The organism is Blastococcus deserti (assembly GCF_042682525.1).
Lineage (GTDB): Bacteria > Actinomycetota > Actinomycetes > Mycobacteriales > Geodermatophilaceae > Blastococcus_B > Blastococcus_B deserti.
Genome location: NZ_JBHUHP010000008.1, coordinates 128,221 through 143,389 on the forward strand (window position 1 = coordinate 128,221; position 15,169 = coordinate 143,389).

Consider the following 15,169-nt stretch of genomic DNA (forward strand, 5'->3'; position numbering starts at 1 on the left):
GGACGTATTCGCAACTAGAGGATGTCGGTGACGACGCGGCTGTAACCCTGGTAATAGATGCCGCACTCGCCGATGACCTTGACCAGCTCTTCCATCTCGTCCCGGTCACTCGGTGCGTGGTGCGAATGCCCCAGGAGCGCGTGGGCGCCCGGCGGAGCGGCCTGGGGGTGCTCGCGTCCGAGGACCTGGGTGCGCGCCACGGCGCGGTGCGCGGCGACGCGAGAACCGCGTGCGTGCCGGAGCCCGTGTTCCGTCAGCGCCACGGGCCGGCCCCCTGCGGCAGGCTGCAGCTCCAGGTCGTCGGCCGGCACCTCCTCCGGGGGCTGCTGCGCCGGCGCCTCCTCGGGGGGCTGCTCCGGCGGTTCCCCGACCCGCGGCATCTTGCCGACCCACGTGCCCTTCCAGAAGAAGTTGCCGTAGACGTCGTTCGCCGCCTTCCAGTCCTCGACCCGGTCGTCGACCCACCCGTGCAGTGACCAGAACACGGGGTTGACGTGGCTCGCGTAGGTGTCCGCGAGGTGGTCGTACCGCGGGTCGTCCCAGATGGGATCGATCGTGTGGCCCTGGTCCGGCCCCGGATCGGGACGGAACCCGGCGGGGGCGGCCGACCAGCGGTTGTGCATGCTGGCGTGGATGCTCTGCTCGATGAGCGTGCCGAGTTCACCCAGGGTCACCTCGCGCAGGAACGCAGGATCGGTGAACAGGCGCTGCCACGACACCAGCCGCTTCTCGTAGAAGATGTCGGACTTCAGGCGCTGGATCGTCTCGAAGAACGTGCGCCTGTCGACCTCGTCACCGCGTTCGGGGTCGAACCACGGGGGTGGCACGGGGAACACCGGATCGCCGGGCGGGGGCAGTGTCGTCCACACCAGCACGCGGGGATAGCGCGGGTCCTGGATGCGCGCGAGCATCCTGCTCACGTCGACGAGCATCTGCCGGTGCATGAACAGGAAGTCCTCGCCTGCGTCGTTGTCGAGGATCGGCCGGCGTCGCTCGTCGAGCGCGGGGCGTGGCGGTTCCCAGCCCAGGTCACGAACCTTCTGCTGCACGTCGTCGGGATAGGACAACCAGCTGTTGCGGACCTCGTGCCACAGCCAGTGGTGGAGTCGGTGCTCCCGGCTCGCCATCAGCTCGATGACCTCTCGGGGCACGGGAACGGTCATCAGCCGGCCGCCTCGCTCTCGGCAATCGTCGCAACGACCTGCTCCATCTCGGCCAGGTGCTGCTCACCCAGGTCGGTCTCGTCGAAGAGTGCGAACAGGGGGACGTCCCGCGGACCGGCAGGACAGCTGCCGCTGGGTTGACGATCACCGGGGATCTTCCCGATCCAGGTGTTCCGCCAGAAGTTCCGGCCGAACACCCCGTTGGTCAGCTTCCAGTCCTCGATCCTGTCCTGCACCCAGCCGTAGAACTTCCAGTAGACGGGGTTCACGTGCATCGAATACGGGTCACGCAGGTAGTCGTAGTTCGGGTCGTCCCACCCGTCGGCGATGGGCTCCCCGGGAATCGGCGGGTCAGGGCGCCATGACCCCGGGACGGACGCCCAGCGCGAGCGCACGGTGTCGTGCAGCGTGCCCTCGATCATGGTCCCGAACTCGCTGAGCGTGACCCTCCGGAGATACGCCGGGGTCGCACACTGGCGCTCCCAGCTGCGAACCCGACGGTGGAAGAAGTCGTCGGACTTGGCCCGCGGGATGAACGAGTTCGAGACGGCGAGGCCCTGCGGGATGTAGAAGCTCGGCGGTATCGGATATTCGGGATCGCCCGGGCCGGGAAAGCTCACCCAGCCCTCCACCCGCGGGAAGGCCGGGTCCCCGTTCCTCGCGAGCAGGTAGTTCACGAAGGACAGGAGCTCGCAGTGGAGATAGAGGTAGTCCTCCCCCGCGCCGTTCGTGGGCATCTCGACCGCGTTCTCGTCGACCGCCGGCCGCGGAGGTTCCCAGCCGAGTTCCCGGATCCTGTCCTTGGCGTCCTCCGCGTAGTTCGGCCAGTGATCCCGGATCTCGTCGAACAAGTAGAGGTGCATGCGGTACACGCGCTTGGCGAGCACGTCCCGCACCGGCCGGGGTAAGGGCTGCACCATGACGGCTCACCGGCCCGTCAGGGACGCGTCGGACTGCCGCGGCAGCACGGGGGCGGCGGCAGCGGGCTGCTGCCCGACGGCTCCTGGGCACGCAGGTCGGGCGGACAACCGGCCGTCCGCGCACACAGCTCGCCTCCGCGCCGCCGACAGCCGTTGTGTCTGTGCGGTCACCGCCGACTCCCATCACGGCCGACTGCGGGTGCTGCTCCTACTCCCCGGATCTAATCCATCGGACGTCACTGTTCCGTCAACGCGTCGTCACCAGCCGCACGCCGTCGCGAACGCCCGCTTCCAGTAGCCGCCGTGCCCGGCTCGTCCGGTGCCGAGGAGTGAGGCGCCTGCCGTCGCCGGCCGTGGCACCCGGTGTCATGCACGGCTCCTGCTCGACCCGCTGTAGATGACGGCCGCCCCGTCCGTGCAGGCCTGGATGCGGTCTCGCAACGGCGGCGAGGCGTGGCGAGACGGGCGAGGTTCCAGCTGACACCCGTCAGCCGTCGGACCGTGCCCCGGACCTGGGCGTCGGCTGCGGAACGGCGCGACCCACCGCCACGCGGGCACGGCCCGGGCGCGCCGGGTCCGGCGTCACGGGGCGACGTGCAGGCCCGGCCCACCCGCGGGCGCCGGTAGGTCGGGTCCACCCTCAGGGCACGAGCACCGGGTCACGCACGACCGGCCGGCCGACGCCCCTCGCCGTCGGCGCTCCTCCCGCGTGGATCTGCATCGCCCGGCGCCGTGTCGGCGACGGGCCGGTGCCGGGCGAGGTGACGACGTGGACGGGGGAAGCGGGAGCGCCCCCGGTTCCGCGGTTGCCGGCGGCGGGCGAAGAATCGCTCGACCCGCCGCCACCGGTTCGGCGTCTTCTCCGGGTCCATCACCTCGGACTCGGCCAGCGCCCGGTCGGCCGGACCGAGCTCGGGTGGCTCGAACGGCACCAGGGAGCGGCCGGTCGGCCGGCGCAGGCGCTCGATGCCCTGCACCAGCGAACCGGTGTCGGCGATCGCCGCGGCGACCTCGTCGGGCGTGCACCCGAGGTGCTCGGCGAGAAGCCGGTCACGGAAACCGACGATGGTGGCAGCCAGCCGATCGGCCCCCGGCCGCCCCTCGACCGCCTCGATCGCGAGGTCGCACTCCGTGTCCAGTCCCATCGAGCGGTTGTTCACGTTGCTCGATCCGAGCCGCAGCAGGCGGTCGTCCACCACGGTCACCTTGGCGTGCACGTAGATGTGCTCACGCTGCTCCGTCACCGGCGTGTAGAGCCGGAACCGGTCGTGCACGTCGGCCTCGCGGACGATCTCCAGCACCCGGGCGCGCGCGGTGCCCATCGCCTTCTCCGACAACCACCCGTCGGCGGTCCACGGGTTGAGCACCACGACGTCGGGGCCGTCGGGCTCGCGCAGCCGCTCGGCGATCGCCTCGGCGATCCGCCGGGAGGCGAAGTACTGGCTCTCGACGTAGAGCGAGCGGCGGGCGGCGGCGATGGTGGCCAGCCACAGCAGCTCGACCTCGTGCACGAGGCTCGTGCCGCCGTGCTCGGGGCGGGTGCGGGCGATCGCGACGTCGACGTCGGTGAGCAGGGGCTCGACGTCCTCGGGCCAGCACTCCCGCTCCTCGGGGATGGGCTCGAGCCGCTCACCCGTGCCGCTCTCCCAGCGCTCGCGGGCGAGCTCGGCGACGGCACGAGCGGCCGGCCCGGTCATCACGCTGGTCACGTCGTGCCACGGCCCGGTCAGCCTGCCCTCGGCGCGTCCGGGTGCCGGGCGACGTCGGTGCGGGTTGCCGTCGACGTGGTCGGAGGTGTCCCAGCGGTCGGCGGTGACGTCGATACCTCCGGCGAAGGCCAGGCAGTCGTCGACCACCACGATCTTCTGGTGGTGCGCACCACCGACCGGATGGTGGGTGTCGACGGCGAAGGTGAGCCGGTCGGGAGTGCGCCGGTCCAGCAGCACGATGGGCTTCAGCCCCCGGCCCAGCGCGCGGAGCATGCCGAGGTCCCACTGCAGGACGCCGATCTCCAGCCGCGGGTTCCGCGCCACCGCGCGTTCGAGCACGGCGCCGAGCCGGTCGTCCTTCGGCCGGCCGCCGTCGAGCGGGTCGAGACGGATCCGCGGGTCGAAGTCCCATCCGATGAACAACACCCGCCGCTCGGCGTCCAGCACGGCACGCTTGAGGGTGGCGAAGTAGCCGGCCGCGTCGACGAAGATCGCGAAGCGGGTGGCCCGCTCGATCCGCCAGCAGGTCTCGCCGGGGATCAGCAGCGGCGCCCCCGGCTGCGACCGGGCGCCGTCGCGGGGGGCGGACAGCGCCCTACCGGGATCGGTAGGCGGCTCGTTCGCCGCCTCGCCGCCGTCCTTCACATCGGCAGTGTGCCCCGTGGTCGGGGACGGGCCAACGCCCCACCCCGTACGACCACTCGATCGCGCCGGAAGGTCGGGGCCAGGACGGTCATCGCCATCGGGCAGCCCGGCCCGACCGCGGCGATCGGTGTCCGGAGCAGGTGGACGCCGCCCGGCGGGTCCCGGACGGCGTCGTGCGGAGCTCCAACGACCTGTGGCAGGACGGACCCGCACGTCGGCGCCGGGGCGCCGGCCCGGCAAGGGCTTGCGCTCAGGTCGTCGGCACCGCCGCCTCGGCCTCCGGTCCGCGCTCGGTGGGGAGGCCCGCCGCGGTCGGCGGGATGTTGACGTCGTGGCGGAACACGTCTTCGGGGTCCACTGCACCTTCAGGACGGCCAGGCGCCGGTCCGGGGATCACAGTCGCAGGCTGGTCATCCCGCCGTCGACGCGCAGGATGGTCCCGGTCGTCGAGGCGGCCAGTGGCGAGGCCAGCGAGGCGACGGCGTGCGCCACCTCCTCGGCGGTGACCAGGCGGCCGAGCGGCTGGCGGAGTCGCAGCGCCTCCGCCGCCGCGGCCGGGTCCTCGGCCGCATCGAGCAGCCTGCCCACCCACGGCGTGTCCGTCGTCCCGGGTGCCACGGCGTTGACCCGGATCCCCTCCTCGACGTGGTCGGCGGCCATCGCGAGGGTGAGGGCGAGCACCGCCCCCTTGCTGCTGCTGTACAGGGCGCGCTGGCGGATGCCGAGGAGCGCGGCCGCCGAGCACATGTTGACGACGGCCGCGTGCCGCGACCGGCGCAGGTGCGGCAGCGCCGCCCGGGTCACCCGTGCCACGCCGGTCACGTTCACGTCGAGCACCCGGGCCCACTCGGCGTCGTCGTTCTCGCCGACGTGACCGGCGGCACCGATGCCCGCGTTGTTGACCAGCACGTCCAGGGCGCCGAGCCGGTCGACCACGGTGGCGACGGCCGCGTCGACCCCGGCGGTGTCGGTGACGTCGCACCGGACGGCGAGCATGCCCTCGGCCACCCCGTCGGTGCTCCGGTCGAGGACGGCGACCTGCGCGCCGCGCTGCTGCAGCAGCCGCGCGGTGGCCGCCCCGATGCCGCTGGCGCCGCCGGTGACGACCGCCACCAGCCCCTGGAACTCCGTCATGTCCGCTCCGTTCACGGAAGTCGTGGGTCGACGTGGATCTTGGGCCCGCCCGCGGCACCCTCGGGTCGCTCCCCCGCGAGCACGGCGGCGACCTGCTCGAGGCCGACGGTCGCGGCGACCAGCGGCCGCGGGTCCACGGTGCCGGCCGCGTAGGCGCCGATGGTCGCGTCGAGTCCCGGAGAGCCGGACAGGACGCCGACCGCGGTGACGTCCTTGAGGGCCAGGGTCCGTGTGTCGATCGTGCTCCGGCTGCCGGCCAGCCCGATGTAGACCACCCGGCCAGCCGGCTCGACGAGGTCGAGTGCCAGGGCCGGCAGATGGGCCGCGTTCGAGGCGTCGACCACCGCGTCGAACGGGGTGTCCGGCAGGGTGTCCGCGGTCCAGGTGTGCCGGAAGCCGAGACCCCGGGCGAACGCGAGCGACTCGTCGCTGCGGCCCAGGAGGTGCACCTCGGCACCCGCCGCACGCAGGAACAGCGCCACCAGCAGCCCGATCGTCCCCGGGCCCAGCACCAGCGCCCGGTCGCCGGGCCCCGCACCGGCGGCCTGCGCCGCGCGCAGAGCATTGCCCCCGGGCTCCACGAGGGCGCCGAGGACGGCGTCGACCGGGTCGGGCAGCGCGTGCAGCGACCACGCGGGGACGGCGATCTGCTCGGCCAGCGCGCCCGGACGCCCCCCTCGTATGCCCACCTCCTGCCGCTGCTCGCAGACGTGCTGATGGCCTCTCCGGCAGCGGCGGCACGTCCGGTCGCCGAGCATCGTGTCGCCCGTGACCCGGCGGCCCAGCCACGACGGGTCGACGCCGTCCCCGACGGCGGAGACGGTGCCGGCCCACTCGTGCCCGATCCGCGTGGGGTACGACGCGTGGCCCTGGTGCAGATAGGCCATCTCCCCGGTGAAGAACTCGACGTCGGTGCCGCAGACGCCGATCCGCTCGACGTCGACGACCACCTCGCCGGGAACCGCCACCGGGGCCGGGACCTCCTCCACGCCGGCCTTCCCCGGCCCGGTGAGCACGAAGGCCCGCATGGTCCCGTCGTTCACCGAGGGGCGAGCACGTGCTGCCGCTGGGATCCCAGGCCGGTGATGCCGAGCTCCATCACGTCGCCGGGCTGCAGCCACACCGGTGGGGTGAACCCCATGCCGACACCCGGCGGGGTCCCGGTGTTGATCAGGTCGCCGGGCTCCAGGACCAGGAACTGGCTCAGGTAGTGCACGATGACGTACGGATCGAAGATCATGGTCTTGGTGTTGCCGGTCTGCCGGCGCACCCCGTTGACGTCCAGCCACATGTCCAGGCCGAGGACGTCAGGGATCTCGTCCGGCGTGACCAGCCAGGGGCCGGCCGGGTTGAAGGTCTCCGCGGACTTCCCCTTTGCCCACTGCCCGCCGCGCTCCAACTGGAACGCCCGCTCGCTGACGTCGTTCACCACCACGTATCCGGCGATGGCGTCGCGGGCCTCCTCCACCGAGTCCAGGTAGCTGGTGCGCCGGCCGATGACGACGCCCAGCTCCACCTCCCAGTCGGGCTTGGTCGAACCGCGCGGGATGCGCACGTCGTCGTCCGGGCCGATGAGGGTGTTGGGCGACTTGGTGAACAGGATCGGCTCGTCGGGCACCGGCATGCCGGCCTCGGCGGCGTGGTCGCGGTAGTTGAGGCCGATGCACAGGATCTGGTGCGGCCGCGCGATCGGAGCACCGATCCGCTCCCCGGCGAAGCGGGACACCTGACCGCCGGCCGCGCGCTCCGCCACCAGGGCACGGATGCGGTCGGGCCCACCGCTGCCGAAGAAGGCCTCGTCGAAGTCACCGACGACGTCGGAGAGGTCGACGTAGGTCTCGTCGTCCAGGCGGGCGACGGGCTTCTCGGCGCCGGGCGCGCCGATGCGCATGAGGTACACGGGGACGCCTCCAGGGTTCGGTTGCCGAAGGTCACCGGGCACACGCCCGGGCGGATCCACCCGGGCGGTGACCGGAAGACACCAGAGCGATCACGAGCCGGTGATGTCGACCGGGACCGACGACCGGGTGCACCGTCTCACACGGGCTCGCGGCGTGCCGCACCACCTCGGTGCTCACCGGGCGACCCGGAGGTGGTGCGTCGCGGCCTCCCGCAGGCAGCCGGCGTCGACGGCGACGGTGACGATCGTCGCGCCCTCGGCGGCGTAGCCGGCGGCCTCCTCACCGCTGAAGGCGTGGACGCCGACGGGCACCCCCGCCGCGGTGGCCCGGGCGACGATCGCGGACACCACGCCGCGCAGTTCCTCCCGGTGCTCCTCGCCGGTCAGCCCCAACGACAGGGACAGGTCTCCGGGACCGACGTACACGCCGTCCAGCCCCTCCACGGCGAGGATGGCGTCGAGGTCGTCGAGCGCCGTGGCGGCCTCGATCATCACGAGCACCAGGGGCTCGTCGGCGCCACCGGAGAGCCGACCGATCGACCGCCCACCGGCCGGCGCGTACCGGCCGGCGGCGACCACCTCCCGCGCGTGGTCGCCGTCGCGCACGTTGGGCACGATGACGCCGCGGGCGCCCAGGTCGAGCGGACGGCCGACGTCGGGGAAGGCGGGGCTGCGGGTCCGGACCAGCGGCACCGAGCCCGCGGCGACGATCGCGGCCGCGACGCCGGGCAGCTGGGCCTCGGCCGTCGCGCCGTGCTGCAGGTCGACGACGACGTAGTCGGCTCCCGTCCCTGCCAGCACCTCGCCGGCCACCGCACCAGGGAGCAGGCTCCACAGACCGTGGCACGGCCGGCCGTCCGACCACCGCCGCCGCAGGTCGACCTCGCTGATCGCCATCCCGTGACTTCCGCCTCCCACCGGCCCCCGTCACGGCAACGTCCGCTGCGGCCGACTCCGGAGCCCTCCGGGACGATCCTGCTCGACGGCTCGGGAGCCCGCGACCGAGGCCGCCGCACCACGTCGTCCTCAGCGGGCCGTCCCCTGGTGCGGCACGGGGTCGGGCCGTTCGTCGTAGCGGGTGTAGGTGGCCGCCATCGCCCCCGACGGGTCCAGCCTGCTCAGGATGGCGTCGCCGATGGCGGCGAGCTGGTCGACCTGCTCGTCGCTGAGCGCGTCCATGACGTGCTGCCGCACGTTGGCCACGTGGCCGGGTGCCGCTTCCTGCACCTTCCGCCATCCCGCGGCGGTGAGCCGGGCGTTGGTCGCCCGGCGGTCCTCGGGACAGGGAAAGCGCTCCACCAGTCCCCGGCCCTCGAGACGGTCCACCACGTGGGACAGCCGCGGCAACGTGGCGTTCGTCTGCCGGGCCAGCTCGGTCATCCGCAGCGTCCGGCCGGGTGCCTCGGACAGCATCGCCAGGACGTAGTAGTCGAACCCGTTCACGCCCGCGTCGCGGCGGAGCTGCGCGTCCAGCACACCGGGGAGGAGCTCGAGCACCGCGACGAGGCGGATCCACGCCCGCAGCTGTCGACGGGAGAGCCAGGGAGTGGTCACGGTCACATCCTCACGGGAATGGTTGAAACTACAAGTTCATCGTGCAGACTGTCAGTTGTAGTAACAACTAATAGGCACCCGACAGGAGCACAGTCATGGCGCACGTGAGCATCATCGGCACCGGGAACATGGGGCAGGCCGTCGCCGGCGTCGTCAGCAGGAGCGGCAACAGCGTCGAGCTGCTCGGACGGTCCGACGCCCACAGGGCCGTCACCGGTGACGTCGTCGTCCTCGCGGTCCCCTACGGTGCGGTCGCCGAGGTCATCGACCAGCGCCGCGACCAGCTGACCGGCAAGGTCGTCGTCGACATCACCAACCCGGTCGACTTCGAGACCTTCGACTCCCTGGTCGTCCCCGCCGACGGCTCCGCGGCCGCCGAGATCGCCGCGGCCCTTCCCCAGTCCCGCGTCCTGAAGGCGTTCAACACCACCTTCGCCGCCACGCTGGCCTCCGGCACCGTCGGCGGGGAGCAGCCCACGACCGTGCTGATCGCCGGTGACGACGCCGACGCCAAGTCCCTGCTGGCCGGGATCGTCTCCGGTGCCGGCCTGCGCGCCATCGACGCCGGCTCCCTGCGCCGCGCGCGCGAGCTCGAGGCGCTCGGCTTCCACCAGATCACGCTCGCCGCCGGCGAGAAGATCGCCTGGACCGCCGGTTTCGCCCTCGTGGCCTGACACCCCCCGCCGCACGCCCCGCACGGCGTGGGGGCGGCACTCCTCCGCCGCTCCCGCGCCCACCCCGCATCCGGCCTGACGCAGACCCCCCGCCTCCCCCGCATCGACAGGACCCACCATGACCTTCCCCGCCCCCGCCCGCGATCTCGCCCTGCTCCTGGCCCGCGTCGCCGTCGGCCTCGTCTTCGTCGCCCACGGCTGGCAGAAGCTGTTCACCAACGGCATCGACGGCACCGCGGCGTTCCTCGACCAGATCGGCGTCCCCGCCCCCTCCGCCGCCGCGTGGTTCGCCGCCGTGGTGGAGCTCGCCGGCGGCGCCGCCCTCGTCCTCGGCCTCGCCGTTCCCGTCGTCGCCCTGCTGCTGCTGGTCGACATGCTCGGCGCCTTCGCCTTCGTGCACGCCGGCGCCGGCGTCTTCGTCGAGCAGGGCGGTTACGAGCTCGTCCTCACCCTCGGCGCGGCCGCCCTGCTGCTGGCGGTGCTCGGGGCCGGGCGCTTCAGCGCCGACCACCTGCTCACCAGCCGCCGTCGGACCGCCCAGCCCGTGGGCGCCTGACCCAGGGCCGCACCGCGGGCCGGGCAGCCGACCAGCGCTGCCCGGTCCGCCCTCCCCCGACCGGCTGCGGAGCGACCCCGCCGCACGCCGCCGCACCCGCACATCCCCAGATCTGGAGGCCGAATGCCCAGCACCCGGTCCGAGGCGCCGCTGCCGGCGTCCGACGAGGCGCCGGTCGACGAGACCGCCGGGCAGGTCGCGACGACCGGCTCCCGGGCCGACGTGGCCACCGGCGCCCCGGCCCGCTACGCCAAGCAGCTGATCTCGCACCTAGGCCGGAAGGTCGCCTTCACCGGCGACGCGACCACCTCGGCGGCGACCGCGGCGATCGGCGCGGCCACCGCCGGGATCCTCGTCGGCAACGGCGTGCTCACCCTGTGGGCCGCAGGTGACGACGAGGAGTCCGTCGCACGGGTCGAGCACGTGCTCGGCAGCCACCTGGAGCGGTTCGCCCGGCGCGAGATCCTCACCGTGCGGTGGGTCCGCACCGCCGGTGTCCCCGTGTCCATCTCCGGGGCGCTCGCGGCCGCCCCCGCCACGACCACCGAGGAGTCCGCATGACCGCCCCCGGCGCCGCTACGACCGCCGTCGCCGACGCCCGCATCCCGGCCGGGAACCCCTTCGCCGGACACCTGCGCCGCGTCGCCGCCCTCGAGGCCAGCGACCCGCACCGCGCCTGGACGCCGGAGGACGGGCCGCTGCCCAGCCTCTACCTGTCCCACGGCGGCGGGCCGCTGCCGTTCGGCAGCCGGGACTGGCTCGACCCCCTGCACGGCTGGGCCCGCGCGCTGCCCCGACCGAGGGCGATCCTCGTCGTCTCCGCGCACTGGGAGTCGGCGCCGTTGTCGGTGAGCGCCGCCCGGCCGAGCGAGCTGGTCTACGACTTCGGCGGCTTCGACCCGCTCTACTACACGTTCCGCTACGACACCCCCGATGCCGGCGCCCTGGCCGGGCAGGTGGTCGGGCTCATGCCGGACAGCGAGCGGGTGCACCAGCACGCCCGCCGCGGCCTGGACCACGGCGCCTGGGTGCCGCTGAAGATCATGTACCCGGCCGCCGACGTCCCGGTGCTGCAGCTGAGCCTGCCCACCGAGCACCCCGACGAGCTGCTCGCCCTCGGCGCGCGGCTGCGACCGCTGCGCGAGCAGGGCGTCCTGGTCGTCGGCTCCGGCCACATGACCCACGGCCTGCCCTTCCTCACCCGCGAGGCCTGGCGGGAGAACGAGGTGCCCGGCTGGTCCTGCGACTTCGACGCCTGGGCCGCCGACGCGCTGGCCCGCGGCGACGTCGCCGAGCTCGCCCGCTTCCGCACCGCCGCCCCCGGCATGCCCTACGCGCACCCGACCGTGGAGCACTTCACCCCGCTGTTCGTCACCCTCGGCGCGGCCACCGACCCCGGCGCGCCCGTGGTCACGACGCTGGACGGCTACGGCGTCGGCCTCTCCCGGCGTTCCTTCCAGGCGGCCTGAGGCCGGCTGGGGCTCCGGGCGCGCCGCGGCGCGTGCCGGGTGGTCCGAGCTGCCGGGCCGGATGACGGCGATCGTCACCCGGCCCGCTCGGGCTCGGGCCGCACGGGCCGCCGGCCGTCACGGCAGATCGAGACCGAGGCGCTGCGCCGCCGCCGTCTTGCCGCCGAGCGCGGGGTCGGGCCCGCCCCGCCGGATGGTCTCCGGCGGCGGTGCCGGTGCCACCTCGAGGGCGTCCGACTCCCGCTGCTCACCCAGGAGCGGCTTGCCGTCGGGCCCGGGGCTCGTCAGCCAGGTCAGCATCGCCGTGCGACGCGATCCGGAGAGGTCCCGGCTCACCGGCATGTAGCGGGAGTCGGCGACGGGGCGGTTGAGCACTTCGATCACGCTCTCGCGCTGGGCGGCGATCGCCTCGTACAGGGCCAGGTCCAGCTGCGGCCCGAACTTGGTCATCCAGGGGTAGAGGTTCCCGTACTGGACGAACACGTCGCGCATCGAGCCGAACCACGTCGGTGGCTCGTCGGGCACGAAGCGGTTCCAGACCAGCACGCTGAGGACGTTCGACGGGTTCGGTTGGGTTCCCCCCTCGATCCGGTAGCCGACCCGGTAGACCTGGCCGTCGACGTGCTGGCGCCGGTCACCGAAGTAGAAGAAGCGCAGGTTCCCGGGGTCGCCGGCGCGCAGGGTGACCTGGGCGATGCCGTGGGCGTCGCTCGTCACCGACTCCGGGAAGGTCAGCCCCTGGGTGGGGAACTGCGCCGACGCCTCGGGATCCCTCGTCCGCAGGTGGAACAGGCTCACCCGGGCGCCCGGCAACGGCCGACCGCGTTCCGAGACGTGCAGGCGGACGACCCACTCCTCGCCGGGATCGAGCCGGGCGACGAACTCGTCGGCGCGGACGTGGACGGGCGCCTCCTCGATGACGGTGCGCTGCTGCCCGTCCCGACGGGCGACCAGCAGCAGACGGCCGGCTTCCAGACGCGCGACCTCGTCGTCGCGCAGCGTCCGTCCCGCCGGCAGGTCCACGATCCCAGCCGTGGTCTCGTACCAGCCGGCAGCGCGGTAGTCGATCGGCGCGACCTCGGTGACCGTGCCGTCGCCGGCGTGACATCCCAGCACCAGCTCGCCGATGTCCTGAGGAGGCCCTCCCGCCGTGGCCGCCGGCAGCGCGTTGCCGAGGTCGAGACGGACCTTCCGGGCTCCGGTGTCGACCACCCCGGGGAAGTAGTTGACCCCGCCGGGGGGCCGGAACCCCGGCGAGTTGTCGCCGGGCGGCGGCCCCACGCTGCCGAACTGCCGGCCGACGACGGTGTGCCGCGGTTCGCCGTCACCGGCGATCCCGACCGTGCCGACGACGCGGCCGCGCGTGAAGCGTGGGTTGGGGGTGCCGTCGGGTCGGGTGGCCGACATGGAGTAGCCGTCGACGTTGAACTTGATCGCGAGGGGGCGGCCCCCGGCCGCGTCCCGCAGTCGCCCCAGGAACTGCGACGTCTGCTGGTCCGCCCACTCCGTCGTCTCCAGCGTCGACTGGTACGCGGCGCACGCGGCTTCGTCACCCGACCCGGTGACGCCACGCCGCCAGATGTCGGTGAACGCCACAGGGCGCATCGCACCCTGGACGAGGAGGTTCCCCGCTCCGTCCGACAGCGCCACCTGCATGCCGAAGATCTGCGACACCAGCTGCTGGTCGGGATCCAGGTCGACCAGCTTCGCGGGCGTGATCCCCCGCGTGACGAAGCGCAGCCCCACCACCGGGTCGCCGTCGACCGCCTGGCCGTCCTCCCCGATCGCCGACCGCACCGTCACGTTCTCGAACCGGAACGAGTGGCGGCCGTCCGGGTTCCACCAGCCGTCGCCGCCCTGCACCCAGGACTTGGCGCGGTCGAACGAGTCGTTGTCGTAGTGGACCGGGTCGTTGTTCACGGTCGAGGGATCGGCGACGAAGGTCCCGGCGAAGTGGAAGCGCGGCCAGCCCAGGTAGCTCATCTCGCCTCGTCCCCGTAGGTCGGCTCCGGACCCGCGTCGAGCCCGCGCAGGAAGGCCATGCTCGGCGCGAAGAAGTACTCGCCGCCGAGCAGCTTCACGAAGTTCGCCATGGTGAACGTGACCGTGCCGTCGCTCGGCCACGTCTGGGCGGCGGGCTGGGCGTTCTGCCCGATGACCGCGTCCACGCCGACCCCCGCGCGGACGAAGTCGTTGCTGTCCGAGCCCTCCTGCTGGATGGCGAACTGGTCGAGGTTGCCCTGGAAGCACATGAACAGCAGCCCGACGCCGGTCGCCGGTGCCTCCGTGCCGCCGCCGTCGGCCAGGTCGGGTCGCTCGCCGTAGGTGATACCGCGCCGCACGATGCGCCGGGCCCGCTCGAACTCCGCGGGCGCACCGATCACCCGCGGGACGTCACCGCGGGGGTTCGTCTTGCGCACGTGGGAGTGGAACGGCGACCGGGTGCCGGCCGGGTCCTGGTCGTAGTGGAAATCGTTCGGGTCGGCGTCCGGGTCGACCGTTCCCGTCGGGACGGCCGGCGCCCCGTCCTCGAACCGGCCGACGGCCATCGCACCGACCTCGGCCACGGGCAGGCCGGCCCGGACGGAGAGGTCGCGGAGCGCGCGGTGCAGCGCCGCGACGTCCTGCTCCAGCTTCCGGAAGACCATGAAGCTGCCGAAGCCACCGCCGGGTTCGGGCACCAGCGCGAGCGAGAGCGGGGCGGTCGGGTCCCAGTGCACGTTCCCGCGTGCCTTGATCTCCCGGTCGGCGTCCTGCTGGACCATGATCGGCTGGCTGACGCCGTCCTGGAAGCCGAAGTGCTCGATCACGAGGGTGCCGCGCGGGAACGTGCGCCGCAGGACGCGGCCACGCTCGGTCGTGAGCACGTCGGCCACGCCGGCCGTCGAGGCGACCACCGCGTCGACGGTGTCGCTCAGCCGCTGCTCGTCGTCGTCGGCCAGCAGCACCATGGCGTCGATCCGCTGCCGATAGGGCTCCTCCCACTCCGACGCGGGCGGGTCGTTGAAGCTCCGCGGTCGGCCGGCCTGCTCCTTCATGCCGAACTCGAAGTACTCCCGGTCCCGGGGCCCCACGAACCGGCCGCTCGGAACGGGCAGCTGCTCGTCGGGGAAGCCGAGGTGCCGGTAGCCCGAAGCGGACAGGAGGACCATCGCGAACGGCTCGCCCGGCCCGCCCGTGCCGCGCCACGCCAGGGTGGCGCGCCGGGCGACCAGGGCCGTGGTCACCCGCTCGGCGGCCAGGCCGGCGATCCAACGGCGCACGGCCGGCACGTCGTCGCCCATGCGCAGCAGGACGTGCGCGGTGAAGTCGCGACCATGCCCCTTGACGATGTTGCCCTGGATCGCCGCCAGGAAGTCGTCCGCCTCCGGGTCGTCGAGATCCAGCGCGCGATCCAGGTCGATCATGCCCACCCCCACCGGCACGGCGTCGGCTACCAGCCCCC

General features: G+C 73.3%; 14 protein-coding genes. 4 read left to right on the top strand and 10 right to left on the bottom strand.

Annotation, left to right across the window (positions count from 1 at the left end; all coding sequences use genetic code 11):
• Positions 1-14: 14 nt before the first annotated feature.
• The 8 genes from ACFSHS_RS07825 to ACFSHS_RS07860 form a co-directional block, all read right to left on the bottom strand.
• On the bottom strand, positions 15-1,163 hold the full coding sequence (locus tag ACFSHS_RS07825; RefSeq protein ID WP_376873812.1) for a hypothetical protein: 1,149 nt from the start codon (positions 1,161-1,163) through the stop codon (positions 15-17).
• Positions 1,163-2,083, bottom strand: a complete 921-nt coding sequence (locus ACFSHS_RS07830) for a hypothetical protein (RefSeq protein WP_376873814.1) — start codon at positions 2,081-2,083, stop codon at positions 1,163-1,165. The genes ACFSHS_RS07825 and ACFSHS_RS07830 overlap by 1 nt, the downstream gene beginning before the upstream one ends.
• Before the next feature lie 659 nt (positions 2,084-2,742).
• Positions 2,743-4,437, bottom strand: coding sequence for a phospholipase D-like domain-containing protein (locus tag ACFSHS_RS07835; protein ID WP_376873816.1), 1,695 nt, complete (start codon positions 4,435-4,437; stop codon positions 2,743-2,745).
• 393 nt (positions 4,438-4,830) lie between these two features.
• The gene (locus tag ACFSHS_RS07840) at positions 4,831-5,571 is read right to left on the bottom strand and encodes an SDR family NAD(P)-dependent oxidoreductase (RefSeq protein ID WP_376873818.1); all 741 of its coding nucleotides are present in this window, start codon (positions 5,569-5,571) and stop codon (positions 4,831-4,833) included.
• An 11-nt stretch (positions 5,572-5,582) separates the two neighbouring features.
• On the bottom strand, positions 5,583-6,614 hold the full coding sequence (locus ACFSHS_RS07845) for a zinc-dependent alcohol dehydrogenase (protein ID WP_376873820.1): 1,032 nt from the start codon (positions 6,612-6,614) through the stop codon (positions 5,583-5,585).
• Positions 6,611-7,462, bottom strand: coding sequence for a fumarylacetoacetate hydrolase family protein (locus tag ACFSHS_RS07850; RefSeq protein WP_376873886.1), 852 nt, complete (start codon positions 7,460-7,462; stop codon positions 6,611-6,613). Before ACFSHS_RS07850 ends, ACFSHS_RS07845 begins: the two co-directional genes overlap by 4 nt.
• A gap of 183 nt (positions 7,463-7,645) precedes the next feature.
• On the bottom strand, positions 7,646-8,368 hold the full coding sequence (locus ACFSHS_RS07855; RefSeq protein ID WP_376873822.1) for an HpcH/HpaI aldolase family protein: 723 nt from the start codon (positions 8,366-8,368) through the stop codon (positions 7,646-7,648).
• A gap of 129 nt (positions 8,369-8,497) precedes the next feature.
• Positions 8,498-9,025 (bottom strand): MarR family winged helix-turn-helix transcriptional regulator, encoded by a 528-nt coding sequence (locus ACFSHS_RS07860; protein WP_376873824.1) that lies wholly within the window; start codon positions 9,023-9,025, stop codon positions 8,498-8,500.
• 95 nt (positions 9,026-9,120) lie between these two features.
• Here ACFSHS_RS07860 and ACFSHS_RS07865 point away from each other — a divergent pair, with 95 nt between their 5' ends.
• The 4 genes from ACFSHS_RS07865 to ACFSHS_RS07880 all read left to right on the top strand — a co-directional run bounded on the left by ACFSHS_RS07865 (position 9,121) and on the right by ACFSHS_RS07880 (position 11,724).
• Positions 9,121-9,699 carry an NADPH-dependent F420 reductase gene (locus tag ACFSHS_RS07865; RefSeq protein ID WP_376873826.1) on the top strand — a complete coding sequence of 193 codons (579 nt, stop codon included), beginning with the start codon at positions 9,121-9,123 and terminating at the stop codon, positions 9,697-9,699.
• A gap of 118 nt (positions 9,700-9,817) precedes the next feature.
• Entirely contained in the window at positions 9,818-10,255 is a 438-nt protein-coding gene (locus ACFSHS_RS07870) for a DoxX family protein (protein ID WP_376873828.1), read from the top strand.
• 123 nt (positions 10,256-10,378) lie between these two features.
• Positions 10,379-10,816, top strand: coding sequence for a DUF2218 domain-containing protein (locus ACFSHS_RS07875; RefSeq protein WP_376873830.1), 438 nt, complete (start codon positions 10,379-10,381; stop codon positions 10,814-10,816).
• Entirely contained in the window at positions 10,813-11,724 is a 912-nt protein-coding gene (locus ACFSHS_RS07880) for a dioxygenase family protein (RefSeq protein ID WP_376873832.1), read from the top strand. The genes ACFSHS_RS07875 and ACFSHS_RS07880 overlap by 4 nt, the downstream gene beginning before the upstream one ends.
• 117 nt (positions 11,725-11,841) lie before the next feature.
• On the opposite strand, the gene ACFSHS_RS07885 is transcribed toward ACFSHS_RS07880, so the two are convergent.
• Complete coding sequence (locus ACFSHS_RS07885) at positions 11,842-13,707, bottom strand: hypothetical protein (RefSeq protein ID WP_376873834.1); 1,866 nt, start codon at positions 13,705-13,707, stop codon at positions 11,842-11,844.
• Entirely contained in the window at positions 13,704-15,131 is a 1,428-nt protein-coding gene (locus ACFSHS_RS07890) for a Dyp-type peroxidase (protein ID WP_376873836.1), read from the bottom strand. Before ACFSHS_RS07890 ends, ACFSHS_RS07885 begins: the two co-directional genes overlap by 4 nt.
• Positions 15,132-15,169 lie beyond the last annotated feature (38 nt).